Consider the following 19,583-nt stretch of genomic DNA (forward strand, 5'->3'; position numbering starts at 1 on the left):
CTCACAGCATTGCGCGCACCACGCGCGCGAGCGTGGCCATCAGCGCATCCGAATCCTCCGGCGTGGCTTCCGCGTAACCGAGCAAAAAGCCGTTATAGGGCACGGTATCGGGCGCTTCGAGCCGATACGCGCTCAGCGGCGACAGCGCGAGTCCATGCTCGCGCGCGGCTTCGCTCACGGCCACATCGTCGAGCGGCGCATCGAGACGCACGCTCAGATGCATGCCGCCCGCGTCCGCCGAGACCGTCATGAGTCCGCCGAGATGCTTGTCGATGGCGGCGACGAGGCCGTCGCGGCGCGCGAGATACAGCTTGCGCATGCGCCGCAGATGGCGCGCGTAACGGCCGCTCTCGATGAAATCGGCGAGCGCGCGCTGGTCGGCCACGCGGCCCTGGCGCACCAGCGTGCGATGCGCCATGTCCACCTGCTCCACCACCTGGCGCGGCACGATCATGAAGCCCATGCGCAGCGCCGGAAACAGCGTCTTGCTGAAGGTGCCGAGATAGATCACGGGCGTGTCGTCGGCGAGGCCCTGGATCGAGGGCAGCGGCGGGCCGTCGTGGCGCAGCTCGCTGTCGTAGTCGTCTTCGATGATCCACGCGCCGCACGCCCGCGCGCGCTCGATCAGCGCGAGCCGCCGCTCGAGGCTCAGCACGCAGCCGAGCGGATATTGATGCGACGGCGTCAGATAGATCAGGCGCGGCGGCGCCTCGCGCCAGTGCTCCTCGCGCGCGGCCATGCCCGCCGCGTCCACGGGAATCGGCACGAGTTCGAGACTGGCCGCCTGCATCGCGACGCGCGCGCCCAGATAACCGGGATTCTCGATCCACACGCGCTCGCCCGCATCCGCGAAAAAACGCGCGCAGAGATCGAGGCTTTCCTGCGTGCCTTCGGTGATGAATACCTGATCGGGCTGACAACGCACGCCGCGCGACACGCGCACGTATTGCGCGATGGCCTGGCGCAGCGCCGGAATGCCCGCGCTCGCGCCATAGCTGAGATCTTCCGGGCTCAACTCGCGCTGCGCGCGTTCGAGCGTGCTGCGCCATTGCGCGAGCGGAAACGCGTCGAGCGCGGGCACGCCCGGACGCAGCGCCGTCACGCCCGCGCGATACGCGTGGCGCGGCGGCAATTGCCGCACGCGGCGCGACAGCGTGCGAGGCGCATTCTCCGCCGATTCCGCCGCGACTGCCGCGCGCCCCGATGTGTGCGCGGCCACCGACTTCACGTCGTTCACCACGGAGCCGTGCCGCGTCGCCGTGATGAAACCCTCCTCCAGCAAACGCTCGTACGCGTAGAGCACCGAATTGCGCGCGATGCTCATCTCCTCGGCCAGCGCGCGGCTCGACGCGAGACGCGTGCCGCGCACGATATCGCCGTCGAGAATCGCGCGGCGCAGGCTCTCGTACAGCAGATCCTGCTGTGTGAGCCGGCGCTGCACGCTGGTGCGCGCCTTGCGCTCGTAGGCCGCCATCATCAGCGCGTAGTCCAATTGCGTGGCTCCATCATTTGTCAGTTTCGTGGGACTAACAATGGTGCCACAGATCGCTTACGCTGACACTTCCCCTCGCACACGACACCACCAGGAGAACGAGATTGAGCGAAGCGATTCATGTGCGCCCCGTGACGCCCGACGACTACGCGGCATGGCGTCCGCTGTGGGACGGCTATAACCACTTCTACGAGCGTTCGGGCCCGACGGCGCTGCCCGAGTCGATCACGCGTACCACGTGGACGCGCTTCTTCGACGGCTACGAACCCATGCACGCGTTCATCGCGCTCAAGGGCGAGCGCGTGGTCGGTCTCGTGCATTTCATCTATCACCGCAGCACCACGCTCGACGGTCCGATCTGCTATTTGCAGGATCTGTTCACGGCGGCGGACGTGCGCGGCCAGGGCGTAGGACGCGCGCTGATCGAAGCGGTGTACGCGCATGCGAAGGCCGCGAACTCGTCGCGCGTCTACTGGCATACGCACGAGACGAATCACACCGCCATGCGCCTTTACGACGACGTCGCGGTGAAGCCCGGCTTCGTCATGTATCGCAAAGACGTTTGACGCGCGGCGCGGCGCGAAGCATCATGCGCCGCGCTCAGTCGAGATCGCCGAGCAGCGACTCGCGCACCGCGCCTTCGATGGTCTGCACCGGCACGCGATAGTTCGGATGATCGCAGCCGATTGTGAGCGCCGCGCCTTCTCGCAGGCGCGTTTTCATCGCCGGCGTCAGTTCGAAGCGCACGAAATGCACGGCCGAGGTTTTCTCTTCGTTGTCGCGTTCGAGGTCTTCATCGGCGATGGCGAACACGGGCGCTTCGCCCGCTACCTGCACGAACACGCGGTCCTCGATGCCGATCAACCGCGCCAGCGCCGCGCGGCGCTCGGTTTCGTTCTCGTATTCGATTTGCAGCGTGGCCTTGAAGTTGCTGCCGTCCGGCACGAGCGGCGCGTAGGCGTCGAGTTCGCCCTGAATGCCCGCCTCGTCGAAAATACGCTCGATATGCAGCATTTCCTGAATCTGATAGCGGATCGTCGCGTCGTCCTCGAACAGAAACGTGAGGTGATTGCCGAGCGCCACGGCGCGGCGCTTCTTGTGCTCGATGATGCGGCTGCGCATCTCGATGCGCTGTTTCGCATACGCTTCCAGCGTGAGCAGCGAATCTCTGGCGATGGTCATCGGAATCTCTCGTGGCTTGATTGCATCGTTATCCTGATCAAATGCCGTACGCGCGGCGCAGCAGCGTCAGCGGATGCGCGAGCGGCGGTCCGCCCTGCGCGTCGCGCAACTGCATCTCTTCGATCCCCTGCGCGATGTGATGGCCCGCGAGCGCGCAATCGGAGGCAATGAAATCCGGCTCGCCCTGCGCCATCTGCCTGAATACCGGCGTGCCGATCTTCATCGCCATCGCATGGAATTCCTTCTTCACGCCGAAGGTGCCCGCGTGGCCCGAACAGCGCTCGACCACGTTGACCTTCGTGTCCGGCACAAGCGACAGCAGATCGGCGGTCTTGCGGCCGATGTTCTGCACGCGCGCGTGACACGGCACGTGATACGCCACCGTGCCGAGCGGCGCGCGAAAATCGGTTCTGAGCAGGCCGTCGCGATTGCGCGCCACGAAGTATTCGAACGGATCCCAGAACGCGTCGCTCACGGCGCGCGTGTCGGCGTCGTCGGGGAACATGAGCGGCAGTTCGTGCTTGTACATCAGCACGCAGCTCGGCACCGCGCCCAATAACGCGTAACCGTCGCGCGCGTACTGCGCGAGGATCGGCGTGTTGACGTCGTGCTTCTTCGCCACACCGGCCAGATTGCCCTGTTCGAGCAGCGGCATGCCGCAACACGATTCGCTTTTCACGAGCACGTAGGGAATCGCGTTGTGATCGAGCACCGCGAGCAGATCGTGGCCGATGCCCGGCTCGTTGAAATTCACGTAGCAGGTCGCGTAGATCGCGACCTTGCCCGGCGTGCGCTCGCCGTCGCGCACCTCGCTCGCCGACGCCTTGCGCGCCGCACCGCGAAACTTGCGCGTGGCGAACGACGGCAGCCACGCATGCCGATCCACGCCGAGCGTGTCCTCCAGCGCCGCGCGCATCGGCTTCGTGCCGTTCACCGCATTCACGGTCTGCGTGACGACCGGAATGCCCGCGAGATGACCGAGCGCGTCGGTGTTCGAGAGCACGCGGTCGCGCAGCATCACCTCGCCGTTGCGATAGTCGATCGCCTTCGCGCGCAGCATCAGATGCGGAAAATCGACGTTCCACGGATGCGGCGGCACATAGGGACACTTCGTCATGTAGCAGAGATCGCACAGATAGCACTGGTCGACGACCTTCGGGAACGCGGCCTTGTCGACGTCGTGCGCCTCGCCGCTATCGGTTTCGTCGACGAGATCGAACAGCGCCGGAAACGCGCCGCACAACGACACGCAGCGGCGGCAGCCTGCGCAGATGTCGAAGACGCGCGCCAGTTCGTCGTCGAGCTGGGCGCGGTCGTAGAACGCGTCGGCGCGCCAGTCGAGCGGATGCCGCGTCGGGGCTTCGAGACTGCCTTCCTTGTGGGGCATGACGTCTCCTTGTTTTCGTTTTTCTATGTCGATACGGCGCGCGCGCACGAACGCACGCGACGCGGCGCCGGCCGCGTGCGCGTGGCGGCGGCAAAGCGCCTGCGTGGGCGCGCGGGTCGCGCCGTGAATCGTCGGGACCGGATCGGCCGGAATTACCTGGCCGGCGCTAATCGGCCAAACCTAAACGGCCAAATCCAATCGGCCAACCCTAATCGGCCAGCGATTCCAGCGCTTTCGTATAACGATTCGCGTGGCTGCGCTCCGCCTTGGCGAGCGTCTCGAACCAGTTGGCGATTTCGTCGAAGCCCTCGTCGCGCGCGGCCTTGGCCATGCCCGGATACATGTCGGTGTATTCGTGCGTTTCGCCCGCGATCGCCGCCTGGAGATTCAGCCGCGAACTGCCGAACGGCAGGCCCGTGGCCGGATCGCCGACGGTTTCCAGATATTCGAGGTGGCCGTGCGCGTGGCCGGTTTCGCCTTCGGCCGTCGAGCGAAACAGCGCGGCGACGTCGTTCTGGCCTTCCACGTCGGCTTTCGCCGCGAAATAGAGGTAACGCCGGTTCGCCTGGGATTCGCCGGCGAACGCGTCCTTGAGATTTTGCTCGGTCTTCGAGCCTTTGAGCTGTGCCATCTGTGCCTCCATCCATCGTCTGATTGTGGGAACTATGGGGACGCGGCGCTGCGCATCTTCGTGCGGTGCAGCAGACATGAATGCGGACGACGCCGCTCTATCAATCTAGGAAATGCCCTTTGCAGTCCCAATTGCGAATTTCAATCTCGCCGATAGCCGGAACGCAAATCGCCGCGCGACGGCGCGCCACCGGCAGCGACGCCCGGCCCAATCCGGACACTGCACAGGCGCGACGATTTGACGTCCCACTATGTGAAGAATCGCCTTGCACAAGCGCGTACACATCCTATGCTGAATGTCTGCCCCCGAGTCTCAACGAGTGTCACGACAGTTTCCGCGCCGATGGCGCGTCTTTGCGGAGATCACATGCGACTGACGATCCTGATTAACGGTCCCGATCCGACCGTCAACCACGACTACGCCGTGCTCTGGCTCGATACCGACCAGCAACGCTGGTCGCGCGAGTCGCACGACGGCATCGAGCTTCCCGCCTGGGGCGAGATACGCGATGCGAACGGCGTGACGGCGCTCTGCGCGCCGCGCGAGAACGAACCGCTTTGCACCCTGCGCGGCCTGCATGTGAACCGCCGCCAGGAAATCAGCTCGGCGCACGGCGACGCCACCTGGGCCTGCGAAACCTCGCACGCGCAGATGGAAGGCCAGTGGCGCCTGCAAGCGGTGGATCGCCAGGCGATCCACGCCGAAAACGCGCTGTTCGCAGGCTGATCCCTTCGCGCCGCGCGGCGCGGTCGTTCCCTTTAGCGTCTTTGCTACATGCCTTGCGGCGCCGCTTCCAGCGGCGCCGTTTTACTTTGTGCGCGCTGTCTGCCCATATGGCCGCTCGCGAACGCGGCCGCTATACTTTCGGGCCCTTTATGCATAGTGCGCAGGGCACGCCCGAAGCGTCGCTGGCGTTTGAATTTGCGCTTCGCGTTTCACGTCGCCCCGCGTGATCCGATCGTCTCCCGTCTTCCCGTATTCCCGCCGATGAAGAAGCTGTTTGCCTGTCTCGTCATGGCCGTGTCGAGTTTCTCGAGCCATGCGTTCGCCGCGCCCGCCTGCACCGATTTCGTCCCCGACGGCCAGTTCCCCAAGCTCACCAATCCGCGCATGGCGCCGAAGACGCGCATGCTCTGTTATTCCGATTTCGTGGTGCTGCATTCGGGCGTCACGCACGGCCCGCTCTGGTCGGCGGAACACCTCACGCGCGATCACCTCGAAGACGCGAAGGAGATGACGCGCACCAATCGCTTCTTCGAAGACGACCGCCTGCCGGCCGGCGAAGGCGCGACACTCGCCGACTACAAGCGCAGCGGCTTCGACCGCGGTCACATGAGCCCGGCGGGCAATCGCTGGAATCCGCAGGCGATGGCCGAATCGTTCTCGCTCGCGAACATCGTGCCGCAGAACCGCGAGAACAATCAGCGGCTGTGGTCGCATATCGAAACGGCCGTGCGCAAGCTCGCATCGAAATATGGCGACGCCTACGTCGTGACCGGGCCGCTGTTCACGGGCGCGCAGTTGCAGACGATCGGCGCGTCGCGCGTGCTGGTGCCCACGCAGATCTTCAAGGTGGTGTACGTGCCGTCGCAGCAGCTCGCGTTCGCGATCGTCGCCGACAACACGACCGTCGATCGTTACGACGTGCGTTCGGTGCGCGATCTGGAAACGCAAAGCGGCATCGCGTTTCCGGGCATTCCGGCGAACGTCGCCGCGCAGTCGAAGGTGACGTTCAACGGGCGCGCGTTCGCCGTGAAGAAGTGGGGATGGTGAGGACGTGAAGGGACGAAGCGCGGGCGGATCACAGATCCAGCCGCGACACCTTCGACCCTTCGAGCGACACGCCGGCCATCAATCCCGCATTGGTCAGCACGAAGGCCTCGATGGGATTGACGGCCGTGGTGGTATCGAGCGTGCCGTTCGCGCCCATCTTGACGAGCGCGACGGTCGCGTCCGCGCCCGCGGCCCAGCCGCTGCTGCGCTTGAAGCGATCGAGCGCGCCGCGGGTCATGAACGCGTAGACAATCGTGCGTGACTGAGCGCCGATCTGCACGCCGAACGAGCCCGAGGTCGTGCTGAAATAGCCGATCGTGCGTGCGCTCACGCGCAATGCGCCGCGCCCGTACTGGCCGCCCACGCCGAAGCTCGCGCCCACCACGTCGGGGAACACGAGCACGCCGCTCGCCTTGTCGATCAATTCGCGCGAGCCTTTCACGGTGCGATAGAGCCTGGCGAGCGCGGCGTCGACATCGGCGTCGATTGCGCGGCGCGCGCGGATGTTGTCCGCAGCGATGTCGCCCGGCGAAGCGGACGGGGTCGTGCACGCGCCCAGCGCGAGCGTGGTCAACGCGGCGGCGGTTGCTGCGCCGCTCGCGAGAAATTGCCTTCTGTCCATGAGGTGTCCAATCTGTGCGGCGGGATGGCGAATCGATCGCCGTGTGTCAGGGCGTGACGCGCGGCAAACGGGTTTGCGGATCGACCGCCTTGCCGTCCTCGCGCACTTCGAAAAGCACGCCGCCCTTGTTCGCGCCATCGGCGGCGCTGGTGGCGAGCGTCTGGCCCTGCTTCACGGCGTCGCCTTCCTTGACGAGCACTTTGCCGTTGCGCCCGTAAGCGGTAATGAGATGCGCGTCGTGCTTGACGATCACGAGCTTGCCGTAGGCCTTCATGCCGCTGCCCGCGTAGACCACGCGCCCGGCGGCGGCAGCCTTGACCGGTTGCCCCGGCTCGCCCGCGATGGCGATGGCCTTCGACTTGCCGATCGTCGTCGGAGTGACGGTGCCGTTCATCGGCCAGACAAGGCGGCTGCCGGCGCGTGCGGTGGTCGTCGCGGCGGAGGTGGATTTCGTCGCGCTGCTTGAGGCTGAAGAAGCGGCTGCGGCTGTGGAAGCGGAAGCCGGTGTGGTCGTGGAAGCCGCAGACTTCGCCTCGGCGACAGCCGATGCGGCGGCAGGCGGCGTCACCCGCAGCAGTTGCCCCGTCTGCACCTGGCCCGACGCGGGCAGCTTGTTCCACGCGGCGATATCGGTGGCGCGCTGCTTCTGGGTCGCCGCGATGTGATACAGCGTGTCGCCCGCCTTGACGCGATAGAAGCCCGCAGGCGCGGCTGCGGATGTGGCGGCCGTCGGTGTCGCGGAGGTCGTCACGAGCGGCATGGCGACCGGCGACGCTACGGCGGCGCCGGTTTCGTGCCTTTCGGCCGCCGCAGTGGCGTCATCGTCGCCTTCGCGCGAGAGCGACTGCCACGGCGTGAACGTGCAGGCGGCGAGCAGCGAGACCATGCCGGCGGCCACCGCCACACCGGCGATGTCGCTCGCCTTGTCTAGAATTCCCATGACGCTCTCCCTGTTCAAGCTGCACGATTCGTCCGCGCCGCGCGGCGCAGGTGCGTCATGATCTTCGCTTTACTGGAAAGTGCTGCGGATTCGCGCGAGAATTCTGACGTTAATCAACGTCATGACCGGGCATCACGCAATATTTGACAATCAATTAACGCTTTCGCGCACAAATCGCGCAATGGATTGATGCCGTTGCACAGCGGTTTGATCGCGTCGCGGGCGGCTTCTTATAATGCGGGCCCGCGCTTTACGCTCAAGGAGATTTCGATGGGGTTCGACGCATACGCAAACGACGACGACGTGCTCAACGTGCAGGGCGACGCCCTCACCGTCACGAACGGCACCACGCGCGTGACGCTGGCCGGCACGCTCGAACTGACGCGCGACAAGCGCGGCCTCGCCGCCGCGCTCGCGCTCAAGGCCGCGCTCGACAGCGTGGTCGCCGCACTGCAGACCGACCCGCATCTGCCCGCACAGGTGAAGGACGAGCCGGACGCGAAGCCCGGCGTCGTCGACAATCCGTTTCGTTGAGCGTTGAGCGTTGAGCGTTGATCGTTGAGCGTTGAGCGCTGAACGTCGGTCGCGGATCGTGAACGCGCGCGCCGCGCGCGTCAGAACGGCTTGCCTTCGCTCGTTTGCCACGCGGGCATGAGCGTGTTCGACGGCAGCGTTTCATCGAGCAATTTCTTCGCGCTCGCGATGCCCGCGATCGGCAGCCCGGTCGGATCGATGGCGCCGATCTGCGCGAGCACCGAAGCCTGATCCCAATAGATGTGCTCGTTATAGAGCTTCGCGCCGCGAAAGCAGATCACGGCCAGCATCGGCACTTCGAAATACTTGCCGGTGGGCGCGAGGCCCGGCAGCAGCCAGTCGATCTCGCGGTCGTGCGTGCAGCAGAAGATGAACTCATCCACCACGCGGTCCGAGCCGATGGTGCGCGAGATCGGAATCAGGCGCGTGTCGGCGGGATTCGAATGCACGAAATGGTGCGTGTAGAAGCGCTTGAGTTCGTCGTGGCCCACGCCGCCCGTCATCGTCGGAATGTGGTTGACGTAGGGCTGCGCGACCATCGTCGGCATCACGTCGTGCGGATTGCGCGTGACGAACTCGTGATAGCAGTGCTCTTCCCAGAGCGCATTGAAATCGTAGATCGGACCGAGCACGCGGCGCAGCATCGCGAGCGTGCGCGAGTAGGCCATCATCGCGGCGGGCCTGTCGTATTGCGGACGCGCCGCCGATGCGAACGCATGATCGCAACCCGGATACGTGTACAGCTCGACGCCCGGCTTGCCCGCCAGCGCCTGCGCGATGCGCTCGCGCGCCGCGGCGTCGCACCATTTATCTTCGGCGGGGAAGTGCAGCATCAGCGGACAGCGGATCGCATCGGCTTCGTTCAGCACGTTCTCAAGGCCCACGGCGTAGTAGCCGATCGCGCAATCGATGTCGGTGCGCGCCGCCGCGAGATACGCGAGCCGCCCGCCCAGACACCAGCCGACCGCGCCCACCTTGCCGCGCTGCGAGGGATGCGCGCGCAGCGCCGCGAGCGTCTGCGCGATGTCGTCGATGGCGAGATCGACGTCGAAGCGGTCGTAGAGATCGAGCGCTTTCGCCATGTCGGCGCCCTCGTAACCCAGATCGACGTCCGGCTCCAGACGCCAGAACAGGTCAGGCACCATCACCACGTAGCCTTCCTCGGCATAACGCTCGGCCAGCGCGCGCATCGATGCGTTCACGCCGAAGATCTCCTGCAGCAGCACGAGGCCCGGCCCGCTGCCTTCGGGCGGCAGCGTCGTCCAGGCGCGGAACGTGCCGCCGTCGCGCGAAGTCACCTGAGTCCATTGTCCGTTCATGGGTGCGTCTCCTTGTGTTCGTTTTTGCGTTCGATTGTGGGTTCGCTTGTGCGTTCGATTGTGCGTTCGTTTATGTGCCGACGTGCGCGTCACGCGGGAATTGACCTGCGGCGCTCAGGCCGGCGCGAAGCCGCCTTGCGGCGCGAGCGCGGGCAGCGGCGCCTCGCCGCGTATCCAGGCGTAGTTCGCGAGTTCGGCCATTTCGCGGTCGCCGCGGCTGTCGCCGTAGGCATACAGCGTGGCGGGCGCGTGCTCGCCCCACCAGCCGCGCAGCCGCGCGACTTTCTCCGGGCCCCAGCAGTTCTTGCCCGCGAGCTGTCCAGTGTAGACGCCCTCGCGCCAGGCCAGTTCGCTCGCCAGCACGGTGTCGATGCCGACGCCCGGCGCCCACTTGCGCAGATAGATCGACGGCGACGCGCTCACGAGCACGACTTCGTGGCCGAGCGCCTGATGTTCGCGGATGCGCGCGAGCATCTCGGGGCGCAGCAGATCGGGCAGGCGCGTCTCGACGAAACGTTGCGCGGCGGCTTCGAGCGTCTCGCGCCGCACGTTGCCGAGCGCGGCGCGCAGAAAGCGCGCCTTGGTGCGGCCACGGTCGGACCAGCCGGGCGCGATGCCCGCGAGCCACGGCAGGCAGCGCAGCGCGGCGAGGGCGAAGCGCGCGGGCCCGGCGGCGTCGAGCATGAAGGCGCGGAAACTATCGGACGTGGTGATGGTGCCGTCGAAATCGAAGGCGGCAACGACGCGGTCGGTCATGAAGCTCAAGGGGGAGCGCGGAAATCCGCGAGGTCGATAGGCCGGGCTTGCCGGTCGAAAGCAACGAAAGCCGCGTCATTGTCGATGCAAACGGCGCGGCGCTGCAATGGCGCGGATGTTCTGGCCGCATGCTTTCGTCAATGTTGATCTTGTCGATCAATATTGATTCTACGGACGCACGCGGCGATCAGTGTGCCTGCTGCTCCAGCCGCACCGCATCGACGATCTCAATTTCACCGTAGCGCAGTTGCACGAGTCCGTCGCGTTCGAACTGGCGCAGGATCTGGTTCACGGTCTGGCGCGAGAGCGCGAGCATCAGCGCGAGGTCTTCCTGCGGCACGTTCACCACGCGCCGCGCCGACTGCGTGCCGCCGTCATCGGCCGCCAGCACCAGCAGGCGGCGCGCGACGCGCGCGGCGGCGGGCAGCAGCGCGCTTTCCTCGATGGCGTCGAAAGCGAAGCGCAGCTTCTGCGCGAGCAGCAAGCCGAAGGCGTGCCAGTAGGCGGGCGTAGCCGCGAGCAGCGCGGCGAGCGGCGCGCTCGGCACATGAAAGAGCGTCGAGTCGCGTTCGGCGTAGGCATCGTGCGTGCGCACGCCCGCATCGAACAGCGCGATCTCGCCGAACCAGTGCGCCGGGCCGACCACGGAGAGCAGCGCCTCGCGTCCGGTCACGCTGGCCGCGCCGACGCGCATCGCGCCGTCGAGCACGCAATAGAGGCCGTCGGCGGCGTCGCCGCGCAGGAACAGGCGCTCGCCCGCGCGCAGCACGCGCACGCGGCCCGCCGCCCGCAACGCTGAACGCAGCGGCGCGGGCGCGGCAGCGAACCAGGCGCTGCGTTCGAGCGCGACGCTCACGGCGGCGGCATCGTCGGCGTAAACGACGTTAGCTGAGGAAGCGGGCGAGGCGGGACGGGTCGAAGTCATCGGATCGGGTCGGTGCCGGCGCACGGGATCATGGCGCGGTGCAGCGGTAACACGCGCGGTAAAAAGCGCGGCAATTGTCGGCTAGCCGAAGGTTCGGGGCCGCGCGCCCGACGATCATAATGATTTTGGAGACAGAGGGGCATCCATGAGAAACCTGACTGAGCAGCTCACCCAATACGCCGGCTATCATCGCGACGCCCGCAATATCGCCACGCATTTCGTCGGCATTCCGATGATCGTGCTGGCGCTCGCCGTGCTGCTCTCGCGCCCGGCGTTCGCCGTCGCCGCGTGGCCGCTCGCCGTCGTGCCGCTCTCGCCCGCGTGGCTGCTGTTCGGCGGCGCGACGCTCTATTACCTCGTGCTCGACGTGCCGCTCGGCGCGATGATGGCCGTGTTTTCGGCGTTCTGTCTCGGCGTGGGCGCGTGGCTCGCGCGCGAATCCACGGCCGTGTGGCTCGCGGCAGGCGTCGGGCTGTTCGTGGTGGGCTGGATCTTTCAGTTCGTCGGCCACGTGGCGTGGGAGCATCGCAAGCCCGCCTTCGTCGACGATGTGATCGGCCTGATCGTCGGGCCGCTGTTCGTGCTCGCGGAGGCGCTGTTCGCGCTCGGCTGGCGCCCCGCGTTGCGCGAGGCGATCGAAGCGAAAGTGGGCCCGACGCGTATCAATCCGCCGCGCGCGCAGCACGCGCAGTGACCGCCCGCAATGAGCCTGGTCAGCGCGCGCCGCTTCTTCACCGCTTCTTCACCGCTTCTTCACCCAATCAGCGTGACACGTGCACGAGACGCGCGCCGTGCAGCGCCGTCAACGCGACCGCCAGCCAGATCGGCACATAAGTCGCGAGCTGACGCGCGCCCAGATGCTCGCCGAGCAGCGTCACCGACACCACCACGAGCAGCACCGGCTCCACATAACCGAGGATGCCGAACAGCGCCATCGGCAGCAGCCGGCTCGACTTCAGAAAGGTCGCGAGCGCGACCGTGCTGATCACGCCCAGCCCCGGCAGCAGCACCCACGCGAGCAGCGCATGCTGGCCGAGCAGCGCGAGCGAGCCGCCCGCATGCACTTCGATGAAGGCCACGGGCAGCAGCAACACCATCTCGATGGCGAACATCGCCAGCGAATCCGCGTGGATCTTGCGGCGCAGCACGAAATACGGCGGATAACCGAGCGCCGTGATCAGCGTCGGCCACGAAAACGCGTGCGTCGCCCAGAGTTCGTGCGCCACGCCCACGGCTGCGCAGGCCACCGCGATCCATTGCAGCGGCTCAAGGCGCTCGTGATAGTAATAGCGTCCGACCAGCACCATCACCAGCGGCAGCATGAAATAGCCGAGCGACACTTCGAGCATGCGGCCATGCAGCGGCGCCCACAGAAACACCCATAACTGCACGCCGAGCAGGGCCGCGCCCGCCACCAGCATCAGCGCGATGCGCGGATCGCGGATCGCGCGCGCAAGCAGGTCGCGCATGTGCGGCAGACGCTTGCGCAGCACCACCAGCGCGAGCGCGCCCGGCACGGTCCAGATCACGCGCCACGCGAAGATGTCGAGGCCGCCGAGCGGCGCGAGCAGCAAGGTGTACGCCGACATCAGCGCGAACAGCGCCGAAGCGGTCACGGAAAGCGTGATGCCGCGCCCGGGTTCGTAGCTTATCGACATGTCGAGCGGCGCGAAAAAGCGGAATCGGCAAGCACGGCGGCCGGCGAGGCGAGGGCGGCGGCGCGTCGGTGCGACGCGGCGGACGCCGGAAAAAGCGTAGTCATTTGAATGTTGTATTGATTTAGCAGCGGCCGGATGCGGCGCTCGCGCCGGTCGGCCAGCCGGCATTCTAGTCTCCCGCCAGCCGCGCCGTAACGGCGGGCACGGCCGATGCTGACTCTGCCGAGGCAGCGAAACCGCCAATTTAGTCCGTGAATTGCACGCGATGATGGACTAGAACGTAAGTCTCGCTTCGGAACCGCCCACCGGCCGCCGCGCATCGAGGCCACGCCGTCGCCGCGCCCCCGCCACCCGCCGTCCAACGCAACTGGAGCCCGCATGTCACTTCCTGCGTCCCGCCCCACGCCGCAGCCAGGCCCGCCTTCCACCTTCGCCGCCGACGTCCGCGCGGGTCTCACGCACGCGCCGCAGAAGGAATTGCCGTCGATGTATCTGTATGACGAAGTCGGTTCGGCGCTGTTCGAGGTCATCACGGTCTTGCCCGAATACGGCGTCACGCGCGCCGAGGAGCGCCTGCTCACGCGCTACGCCAACGAGATCGTCGACGCGCTGCCCGCCGACGTCAAGGTCGCCGAACTCGGCAGCGGCAGCGGCCGCAAGACGCGCCGCATTCTCGAAGCGCTGTGCCGCAAGCGTCCCACCGCGTATTGTCCGATCGAAATTTCGCGCACCGCGCTGCAACTGTGCCGCCGCGAACTGGCCGACATCGAGCGCATTTCGATCGTCGGCTACGAGCGCGACTATCTGGCCGGTCTCGCCGAAGTCAGCCGCCAGCGCAAGGACGGCGAGCGCCTGTTCGTGCTGTTTCTCGGCAGCACCATCGGCAATTTCGCGCGCCTCGCGGCGACGCGTTTTCTGCGCGACATCCGCGCGATGCTGCGTCCCGGCGATACGCTGCTGCTCGGCACCGACCTCGTGAAGCCCGTCGATACGCTGATCGCCGCCTACGACGACTCGATCGGCGCGACGGCCGCGTTCAACCTGAACCTGCTCTCGCGCATCAATCGCGAACTCGACGGCGACTTCGACCTGCACGACTTCGAGCACGTCGCGCGCTTCAATCCCGACGTGCGCAGCGTGGAAATGCACCTGCGCGCGAAGCGTCACGTCGAGGCGCACGTGGGCGCGGCGCGTCTGAGCATCGAACTGGAGCCGGGCGAGACCATCTGGACCGAAAGCAGCCACAAGTATCACGCCGACGAAATCCCCGCGATCGCCGCCGATGCGGGCTTCGACTGCGCGCATCAGTGGGTCGAGAAGGAGTGGGGCTTCGCGGAAAGCCTGCTCGCGGTGCGCTGACCCGCGCGTCGTTTTCCCGAGCCGGAATAAAAACGGGGCGCTTTCACAAGCGCCCCGTTTTTTCATCGCCGGATCTCAGTGCTGTTCGAAGCGCTCGTAACGCTTCTCGGTGCGGCGCTCCTCGCTTTCCACGGCACTCACGCGCGCGGCGGGCGGCCCGTGACGCAGCCACGACAGCATGCGGTCCACCTGATTCGCCGTGCCCTGAATCACGGCCTCGACCGAGCCGTCCTCAAGATTGGCGACGTAGCCGCGAATACGCAGCGCGTGCGCCTGACGCACCGTCGCGTGACGAAAACCCACGCCCTGCACCGTTCCGCGCACGCGCACGTAATACGTTTCCAGGCGCGCATCCAGATCCGGTTCGCTCATCGTTCGATCTCCTCTAGCCGTGCTTGCAACTTACGGTCGGCATTGTAGACGCGATTGCCTTGAACCTGCGCGCGCACGCGCCGCCGCCGCGCCACGTACAATCCGTGCCACTGCGGCGGCCTGCATCACGGCGCGCCGCTCATCGAACCCGAAAGCGAAATCCAGAATGACCGACACTTCCCGCGCTAACAAGGACCTCGTGCTGATCACCGGCGCGTCCGGCTTCGTCGGCTCGGCCGTCGCCCGCATCGCGCTGGAAAAAGGCTTCGCCGTGCGCCTGCTGGTGCGCGCGACGAGTCCGCGCAAGAACCTCGAATCGCTCGACGTCGAGATCGTCACCGGCGACATGCGCGACGAAGCCTCGATGCGCCGCGCGCTCGACGGCGTGCGCTACCTGTTCCACGTCGCCGCCGACTATCGCCTCTGGGCACCGGATCCGCTCGAAATCGAGCGCGCCAATCTCGAAGGCGCCGAAGCCACCATGCGCGCCGCGCTCGCGGCGGGCGTCGAGCGCATCGTCTACACGAGCAGCGTGGCCACGCTCAAGGTCACGAGTTCCGGCAATTCCGCCGACGAAACCTCGCCGCTGAAGGCCGATCAGGCGATCGGCGTGTACAAGCGCAGCAAGGTGATCGCCGAGCGCGCGGTCGAACGCATGATCGAGCAGGACGGCCTGCCCGCCGTGATCGTCAATCCGTCGACGCCGATCGGTCCGCGCGACGTGAAGCCGACGCCCACGGGCCGCATCATCGTCGAGGCGGCGACGGGCAAGATGCCCGCATTCGTCGACACGGGCCTGAATCTCGTGCACGTCGACGACGTCGCGAACGGTCACTTTCTCGCGCTGGAGCGCGGCCGGATCGGCGAGCGCTACATCCTCGGCGGCGAGAACCTGCCGCTGCAACAGATGCTCGCCGACATCGCCGGCATGGTGGGCCGCAAGCCGCCGACGATCGCGCTGCCGCGCTGGCCGCTCTATCCGCTCGCGATGGGCGCGGAAGCCGTGGCGCGCATCACGAAGCGCGAGCCGTTCGTGACCGTCGATGCGCTGAAGATGTCGAAAAACAAGATGTATTTCACGTCGGCGAAGGCGGAGCGCGAGCTGGGCTATCAGGCGCGGCCGTATCGCGAAGGCCTCAAGGACGCGCTCGCGTGGTTCCGCGAAGCCGGTTATCTGAACGCGAAATAAGCGACGCCCGGCCCCCGTCCGGTTCGACCCAAACGCCCGATCTGCGGGCTTCTGGCGGCCATCCGCGCACTTTGTTACAACTTTTGTTGCGTCATGCTTACAACGGCGAACGGGCAATGCGCGTGCGCTATGGGTAAAATCGCGGGTCTTACCAGAGAAGCCTCGCATGAATCTTCAAGACCAGATCGGCGCGCTCGAAGTGGGCGTCGATCAGCTCATCCAGGCCGTCCGCACCGCGCCCGCGCTGCATATCGTCGATACCCCGGCCGCCGGCCCGGCGCTCGCGCCGACCGACACGCCCGTGTTCGAAGCCCCGCCGAAGCTCGAAGTGCCGCCTTCGCCGTTCGAAGACGCCGGGTCTGTCGCGTCCGTCGATACGCCGGAGCAGCCGTCCGCGCGCGCGGAGACGGTAGAAGCGCCGCAGGCTGAACCGCAAGCCGCCGAATCCGCTGAAGCTGAAACCGCAGCCGTTGAGGTCGCTGACGCTGCCGACTCCGCGAACGCGCAAGCCGAAGCCGTGGAAACCTCGGAAGCCTCGGAAACCGCAGCCGCCGCCCCGTTGCTCGAAGTCGGCCGCCCGTCGCAGAACGAGATCACGATGACGATCGGCGGTCAGACCGTGTCGCTGCATCCGATACAGGTCGGCCAGTTGATCGAGGAACTCGCGAACGCTCGCGCCTCGATGCAGCCCGAGCCGCCGCCCGGCATTCCGCCCGGCTGGCGCTTCGCCTCGACGAAGAATCCGACGATGGCCGTGCAGAAGCAGTCGAACGGCGACCGTCTGCTGGTGCTGCGCCATAACGGCCACGGCTGGGTGCCGTTCACGTTCTCGCCCGACATGGTCGTGCAGATGTACATGATGCTGACGCAGCGCTAAGCCGCGCCGCATCGCCGAAGCGCGAACCGCATCGGCATAAAAAAAGCCGCCGCGTGAAAACGCGGCGGCTTTTTTACTGGCGCGCGGCTCAAGGCACGCGCGCCGGCGAATCTCAGCGCCCTTGCACCGGCGCCTGCACGCGCGCCTTCCACTGGCCGCCCTTGCCGCGCCAGAAGCGCCACGCCGAAGCGAAGGTCGCGCCCACGTAGAACAGCGCGACGAGCGGCAGGAACGGCGCCCACAGCGGCGAGCGGCGATAGTAGGCAAGCATCGGCGCGTAGGCGCAGCACATCAGCGCCCAGGCGAGCCACGCGGGCCAGCCCTGCGCGCCCAGCGCGAGCGCGACCACCGGCGGCGCGAGATAGATCACCGCCATGCCCAGCAGCGTGCCCGCGAGCTGCCACGCCGAGTAATGCAGCTGCGTGAACGCGGTGCGCGCGATCATGTTCCAGATGTCCTTCCACGAATCGTACGGGCGCAGCGACACGCTCTTCGCCGCCACGTCCAGACGAATCGGATGATGCCCCTCGCCGCGATGCTTGATGCGCGCCGCGAGGCTGCAATCGTCGATGAGTTCGGCGCGGATCGACTCGATGCCGCCCGCTTCCTCCAGCGCCGTGCGGCGCACCAGCATGCAGCCGCCCGCCGCCGCCGCCGTCTTGTTGCGCGGATTGTTGACCCACGCGAACGGATAGAGCTTGGCGAAGAAAAACACGAAGGCGGGAATCAGCGCCTTTTCCCAGAACGAGTCGCAGCGCAGACGCACCATCAGCGAAACCAGGTCGCGCTTCTCGGCCTGCGCGCGCACCACGAGTTGCGCGAGCGCGTCGGGCGGATGGCCGATGTCGGCGTCGGTGAGCAGCAGGTAGTCGGCGTCCAGACCGAGCGTGCGCACGGCTTCGATGCCCTGCGACTGCGCCCAGACCTTCCCCGACCAGCCCGCAGGCAGCGGCTTCGCGGTGATGACGGTGAGCTTTTCCGGGCAGTGCAGCGCGAGCGCGGCGGCGCGCGCGGCTTCGGCGGTGCCGTCGGTGCTGTGATCGTCGATCACGATCACGTGGAAGTCGCCGCCATAGTTTTGCTGGAGCAGCGAGGCGACGGCTTCGCCGATCGCGTCGGCTTCGTTGCGCGCGGGCACCACGGCGCACGCCGACGGCCAGCCCGCCGCGGGCTCGACGACCGGCAGCGGCTCGGCCGGACGCGAGCGCCAGAAGCCGCCGCGCCCGAACAGCAGCACGAGCCAGATCACCAGCGACAGGCAGGACACGGCAAAGAGAATCGTTGTCATCATGCGTTATTACTCTCGATCGAAGGCGCGCGCACGCCAACCCGGCGCGACAGCCACATGGCCGCCGTGCGCATCAGCACCACGGCCCAGTCGGATGCGCGCAGCGCGGGCCGCACGCGGAAAATATCGTAATCGGCGCGCTCGATGAGTTCGAGCACGCGCAGGCCGCCGTGCACCACGCTGCACAGTTCCAGCCCGAAGCGCCCCGGCACGCGCAGCGCGAGCGGCGCGCCGCTGAGCATCAGCGCGCGCGCTTCGTTCACCTCATGGCGCATCAGCGCGCGCCACGCGTCGTCCACGACGCCCGCGGCGATCTGCGCCTCGGTGACGTTGAAACGCTCGCGCTCGGCTTGCGGCAGGTACACGCGGCCGCGCTGCCAGTCGGCGGGCACGTCCTGCAAGAACGTGATGAGTTGCAACGCCGTGCAAATCGAATCGGAGTCGGCGAGATTCGCGGGCGAGGCCTCGTCGATCAGTTGCAGCATCAGGTGCCCGACCGGATTCGCCGAGCGGTGGCAGAAGTCGAGCAGCGTGAGGCGGTCGGCGTAACGCGTGGTGTCGATGTCCTGATCGAACGCCGACACGAGATCGTAGAACGGCTGCAGCGGCAGACGGCAGCGGCGCACCACGTCGGCAAGCCGCGCGAACAGCATCGGATGCACGGGCGCCGGGCGGCCTTCGGCGACGGCGTCGAGCCCGTCGCGGAAGTCGGCGAGCCGCGAATGGCGCTCCTCCGGAAGCCAGTCGCCTTCGTCGGCGATGTCGTCGAGCGCGCGCGCGACATGGTAGATCACGCCGACAGGCGCGCGCAGCGCCTTCGGCAGCAACAGCTTCGCTACCGGAAATTCGTCGTAGTGGTCGGGTTCCATGGCGTCCATTGGGGTCGGTCCCGCCCGGCATCGCGATTACGCGCGGACGGCGGGGAGCGATAGTTTAAGGGTTCCGGCGTCATGTTGCACCGCGCCACGGTCGGCCGTCGGACAAACCGGCCGCGCGTCGGCGCAGCGGCCGGCCAGCCGCCTCCAAGCCCTTCATTTTCCTTACTAAAAGCCGCTGAAGCCCGCCAGCCGGGCCTTGTCACGGTGCCGCCACGCACCTGACACTTCGCTGACATCGCATCGTCACGGGCCAAAACAGCCGCGAGAAAAGAGGCCAAAATGGGGCCCTAATCGATTATCGTCGCGTGCGCGCAGCACCTTCTCGTTCGCCAACCAGCAAACACAAGGCGATGGGGTTAAAATGCGCGTCTGGTTTTTCCGCCATCCCCTGGCGGATCAAG

21 protein-coding genes are annotated in these 19,583 nt (G+C 66.8%); 8 read left to right on the top strand and 13 right to left on the bottom strand.

Annotated elements, in window-relative coordinates; genetic code table 11:
- Position 1: 1 nt before the first annotated feature.
- On the bottom strand, positions 2–1,492 hold the full coding sequence (pdxR, locus tag G5S35_RS20655; RefSeq protein ID WP_183038930.1) for a MocR-like pyridoxine biosynthesis transcription factor PdxR: 1,491 nt from the start codon (positions 1,490–1,492) through the stop codon (positions 2–4).
- A 104-nt stretch (positions 1,493–1,596) separates the two neighbouring features.
- Here pdxR and G5S35_RS20660 point away from each other — a divergent pair, with 104 nt between their 5' ends.
- On the top strand, positions 1,597–2,058 hold the full coding sequence (locus G5S35_RS20660) for a GNAT family N-acetyltransferase (protein ID WP_065061620.1): 462 nt from the start codon (positions 1,597–1,599) through the stop codon (positions 2,056–2,058).
- 34 nt (positions 2,059–2,092) lie between these two features.
- On the opposite strand, the gene G5S35_RS20665 is transcribed toward G5S35_RS20660, so the two are convergent.
- The 3 genes from G5S35_RS20665 to G5S35_RS20675 form a co-directional block, all read right to left on the bottom strand.
- Positions 2,093–2,674, bottom strand: coding sequence for a DUF3501 family protein (locus tag G5S35_RS20665; RefSeq protein WP_124260625.1), 582 nt, complete (start codon positions 2,672–2,674; stop codon positions 2,093–2,095).
- Positions 2,675–2,711: 37 nt separating this feature from the next.
- Positions 2,712–4,061: a heterodisulfide reductase-related iron-sulfur binding cluster gene (locus G5S35_RS20670; RefSeq protein WP_183038931.1), complete on the bottom strand. Its 1,350-nt coding sequence runs from the start codon at positions 4,059–4,061 to the stop codon at positions 2,712–2,714.
- Between the two features lie 208 nt (positions 4,062–4,269).
- Positions 4,270–4,692 (bottom strand): rubrerythrin family protein, encoded by a 423-nt coding sequence (locus G5S35_RS20675; protein ID WP_065061697.1) that lies wholly within the window; start codon positions 4,690–4,692, stop codon positions 4,270–4,272.
- Between the two features lie 366 nt (positions 4,693–5,058).
- Between G5S35_RS20675 and G5S35_RS20680 the strand changes: the two genes are divergently transcribed.
- The gene (locus tag G5S35_RS20680; RefSeq protein WP_065061623.1) at positions 5,059–5,418 is read left to right on the top strand and encodes a DUF3564 domain-containing protein; all 360 of its coding nucleotides are present in this window, start codon (positions 5,059–5,061) and stop codon (positions 5,416–5,418) included.
- A gap of 261 nt (positions 5,419–5,679) precedes the next feature.
- On the top strand, positions 5,680–6,465 hold the full coding sequence (locus G5S35_RS20685) for a DNA/RNA non-specific endonuclease (RefSeq protein ID WP_065061624.1): 786 nt from the start codon (positions 5,680–5,682) through the stop codon (positions 6,463–6,465).
- Positions 6,466–6,493: 28 nt separating this feature from the next.
- Here the strand turns inward: G5S35_RS20685 and G5S35_RS20690 are convergent, their stop codons facing one another.
- Together G5S35_RS20690 and G5S35_RS20695 are read right to left on the bottom strand one after the other, a co-directional pair.
- On the bottom strand, positions 6,494–7,087 hold the full coding sequence (locus G5S35_RS20690) for a BPSL1445 family SYLF domain-containing lipoprotein (RefSeq protein WP_065061625.1): 594 nt from the start codon (positions 7,085–7,087) through the stop codon (positions 6,494–6,496).
- 46 nt (positions 7,088–7,133) lie between these two features.
- Complete coding sequence (locus G5S35_RS20695; RefSeq protein ID WP_183038932.1) at positions 7,134–8,027, bottom strand: M23 family metallopeptidase; 894 nt, start codon at positions 8,025–8,027, stop codon at positions 7,134–7,136.
- 270 nt (positions 8,028–8,297) lie between these two features.
- Between G5S35_RS20695 and G5S35_RS20700 the strand changes: the two genes are divergently transcribed.
- A complete protein-coding gene (locus G5S35_RS20700) occupies positions 8,298–8,561 on the top strand; it encodes a hypothetical protein (protein WP_065061698.1) in 264 nt (87 codons plus the stop codon).
- Between the two features lie 80 nt (positions 8,562–8,641).
- Here the strand turns inward: G5S35_RS20700 and G5S35_RS20705 are convergent, their stop codons facing one another.
- The 3 genes from G5S35_RS20705 to G5S35_RS20715 form a co-directional block, all read right to left on the bottom strand.
- Positions 8,642–9,880: a dienelactone hydrolase family protein gene (locus G5S35_RS20705; RefSeq protein ID WP_183038933.1), complete on the bottom strand. Its 1,239-nt coding sequence runs from the start codon at positions 9,878–9,880 to the stop codon at positions 8,642–8,644.
- A gap of 114 nt (positions 9,881–9,994) precedes the next feature.
- Positions 9,995–10,636 (bottom strand): HAD family hydrolase, encoded by a 642-nt coding sequence (locus G5S35_RS20710; protein WP_065061628.1) that lies wholly within the window; start codon positions 10,634–10,636, stop codon positions 9,995–9,997.
- 187 nt (positions 10,637–10,823) lie between these two features.
- Entirely contained in the window at positions 10,824–11,561 is a 738-nt protein-coding gene (locus G5S35_RS20715) for a Crp/Fnr family transcriptional regulator (protein WP_183038934.1), read from the bottom strand.
- A 145-nt stretch (positions 11,562–11,706) separates the two neighbouring features.
- On the opposite strand from G5S35_RS20715, the gene G5S35_RS20720 reads away from it, so the two are divergent.
- Positions 11,707–12,255, top strand: a complete 549-nt coding sequence (locus G5S35_RS20720) for an Mpo1 family 2-hydroxy fatty acid dioxygenase (protein WP_183038935.1) — start codon at positions 11,707–11,709, stop codon at positions 12,253–12,255.
- 67 nt (positions 12,256–12,322) lie between these two features.
- Here G5S35_RS20720 and rarD read toward each other — a convergent pair whose 3' ends face one another.
- Positions 12,323–13,219: an EamA family transporter RarD gene (gene rarD / locus G5S35_RS20725; protein WP_183038936.1), complete on the bottom strand. Its 897-nt coding sequence runs from the start codon at positions 13,217–13,219 to the stop codon at positions 12,323–12,325.
- 378 nt (positions 13,220–13,597) lie between these two features.
- Here rarD and egtD point away from each other — a divergent pair, with 378 nt between their 5' ends.
- Positions 13,598–14,578, top strand: coding sequence for an L-histidine N(alpha)-methyltransferase (gene egtD, locus G5S35_RS20730; protein ID WP_065061631.1), 981 nt, complete (start codon positions 13,598–13,600; stop codon positions 14,576–14,578).
- 75 nt (positions 14,579–14,653) lie between these two features.
- Here egtD and G5S35_RS20735 read toward each other — a convergent pair whose 3' ends face one another.
- Complete coding sequence (locus G5S35_RS20735) at positions 14,654–14,950, bottom strand: acylphosphatase (RefSeq protein ID WP_065061632.1); 297 nt, start codon at positions 14,948–14,950, stop codon at positions 14,654–14,656.
- 166 nt (positions 14,951–15,116) lie between these two features.
- On the opposite strand from G5S35_RS20735, the gene hpnA reads away from it, so the two are divergent.
- The gene (hpnA, locus tag G5S35_RS20740; protein ID WP_065061633.1) at positions 15,117–16,139 is read left to right on the top strand and encodes a hopanoid-associated sugar epimerase; all 1,023 of its coding nucleotides are present in this window, start codon (positions 15,117–15,119) and stop codon (positions 16,137–16,139) included.
- A gap of 166 nt (positions 16,140–16,305) precedes the next feature.
- A complete protein-coding gene (locus tag G5S35_RS20745) occupies positions 16,306–17,016 on the top strand; it encodes a hypothetical protein (RefSeq protein WP_183038937.1) in 711 nt (236 codons plus the stop codon).
- Between the two features lie 112 nt (positions 17,017–17,128).
- Here G5S35_RS20745 and G5S35_RS20750 read toward each other — a convergent pair whose 3' ends face one another.
- On the bottom strand, positions 17,129–18,307 hold the full coding sequence (locus G5S35_RS20750; protein ID WP_065061634.1) for a glycosyltransferase: 1,179 nt from the start codon (positions 18,305–18,307) through the stop codon (positions 17,129–17,131).
- The gene (gene hpnC / locus G5S35_RS20755; protein ID WP_124260701.1) at positions 18,304–19,173 is read right to left on the bottom strand and encodes a squalene synthase HpnC; all 870 of its coding nucleotides are present in this window, start codon (positions 19,171–19,173) and stop codon (positions 18,304–18,306) included. The genes G5S35_RS20750 and hpnC overlap by 4 nt, the downstream gene beginning before the upstream one ends.
- Positions 19,174–19,583: the final 410 nt, after the last annotated feature.

The sequence above is a fragment of the Paraburkholderia tropica genome, assembly GCF_014171495.1.
In the GTDB taxonomy this organism is placed as follows: domain Bacteria; phylum Pseudomonadota; class Gammaproteobacteria; order Burkholderiales; family Burkholderiaceae; genus Paraburkholderia; species Paraburkholderia tropica.

Bases quoted from the DNA above. Each gene is read 5' to 3' on its own strand.
- G5S35_RS20665 (WP_124260625.1), bottom strand. From the start codon at position 2,674: ATGACCATCGCCAGAGATTCGCTGCTCACGCTGGAAGCGTATGCGAAA.
- G5S35_RS20670 (WP_183038931.1), bottom strand. From the start codon at position 4,061: ATGCCCCACAAGGAAGGCAGTCTCGAAGCCCCGACGCGGCATCCGCTC.
- G5S35_RS20675 (WP_065061697.1), bottom strand. From the start codon at position 4,692: ATGGCACAGCTCAAAGGCTCGAAGACCGAGCAAAATCTCAAGGACGCG.
- G5S35_RS20680 (WP_065061623.1), top strand. From the start codon at position 5,059: ATGCGACTGACGATCCTGATTAACGGTCCCGATCCGACCGTCAACCAC.
- G5S35_RS20685 (WP_065061624.1), top strand. From the start codon at position 5,680: ATGAAGAAGCTGTTTGCCTGTCTCGTCATGGCCGTGTCGAGTTTCTCG.
- G5S35_RS20690 (WP_065061625.1), bottom strand. From the start codon at position 7,087: ATGGACAGAAGGCAATTTCTCGCGAGCGGCGCAGCAACCGCCGCCGCG.
- G5S35_RS20695 (WP_183038932.1), bottom strand. From the start codon at position 8,027: ATGGGAATTCTAGACAAGGCGAGCGACATCGCCGGTGTGGCGGTGGCC.
- G5S35_RS20700 (WP_065061698.1), top strand. From the start codon at position 8,298: ATGGGGTTCGACGCATACGCAAACGACGACGACGTGCTCAACGTGCAG.
- G5S35_RS20705 (WP_183038933.1), bottom strand. From the start codon at position 9,880: ATGAACGGACAATGGACTCAGGTGACTTCGCGCGACGGCGGCACGTTC.
- G5S35_RS20710 (WP_065061628.1), bottom strand. From the start codon at position 10,636: ATGACCGACCGCGTCGTTGCCGCCTTCGATTTCGACGGCACCATCACC.
- G5S35_RS20715 (WP_183038934.1), bottom strand. From the start codon at position 11,561: ATGACTTCGACCCGTCCCGCCTCGCCCGCTTCCTCAGCTAACGTCGTT.
- G5S35_RS20720 (WP_183038935.1), top strand. From the start codon at position 11,707: ATGAGAAACCTGACTGAGCAGCTCACCCAATACGCCGGCTATCATCGC.
- rarD (WP_183038936.1), bottom strand. From the start codon at position 13,219: ATGTCGATAAGCTACGAACCCGGGCGCGGCATCACGCTTTCCGTGACC.
- egtD (WP_065061631.1), top strand. From the start codon at position 13,598: ATGTCACTTCCTGCGTCCCGCCCCACGCCGCAGCCAGGCCCGCCTTCC.
- G5S35_RS20735 (WP_065061632.1), bottom strand. From the start codon at position 14,950: ATGAGCGAACCGGATCTGGATGCGCGCCTGGAAACGTATTACGTGCGC.
- hpnA (WP_065061633.1), top strand. From the start codon at position 15,117: ATGACCGACACTTCCCGCGCTAACAAGGACCTCGTGCTGATCACCGGC.
- G5S35_RS20745 (WP_183038937.1), top strand. From the start codon at position 16,306: ATGAATCTTCAAGACCAGATCGGCGCGCTCGAAGTGGGCGTCGATCAG.
- G5S35_RS20750 (WP_065061634.1), bottom strand. From the start codon at position 18,307: ATGATGACAACGATTCTCTTTGCCGTGTCCTGCCTGTCGCTGGTGATC.
- hpnC (WP_124260701.1), bottom strand. From the start codon at position 19,173: ATGGAACCCGACCACTACGACGAATTTCCGGTAGCGAAGCTGTTGCTG.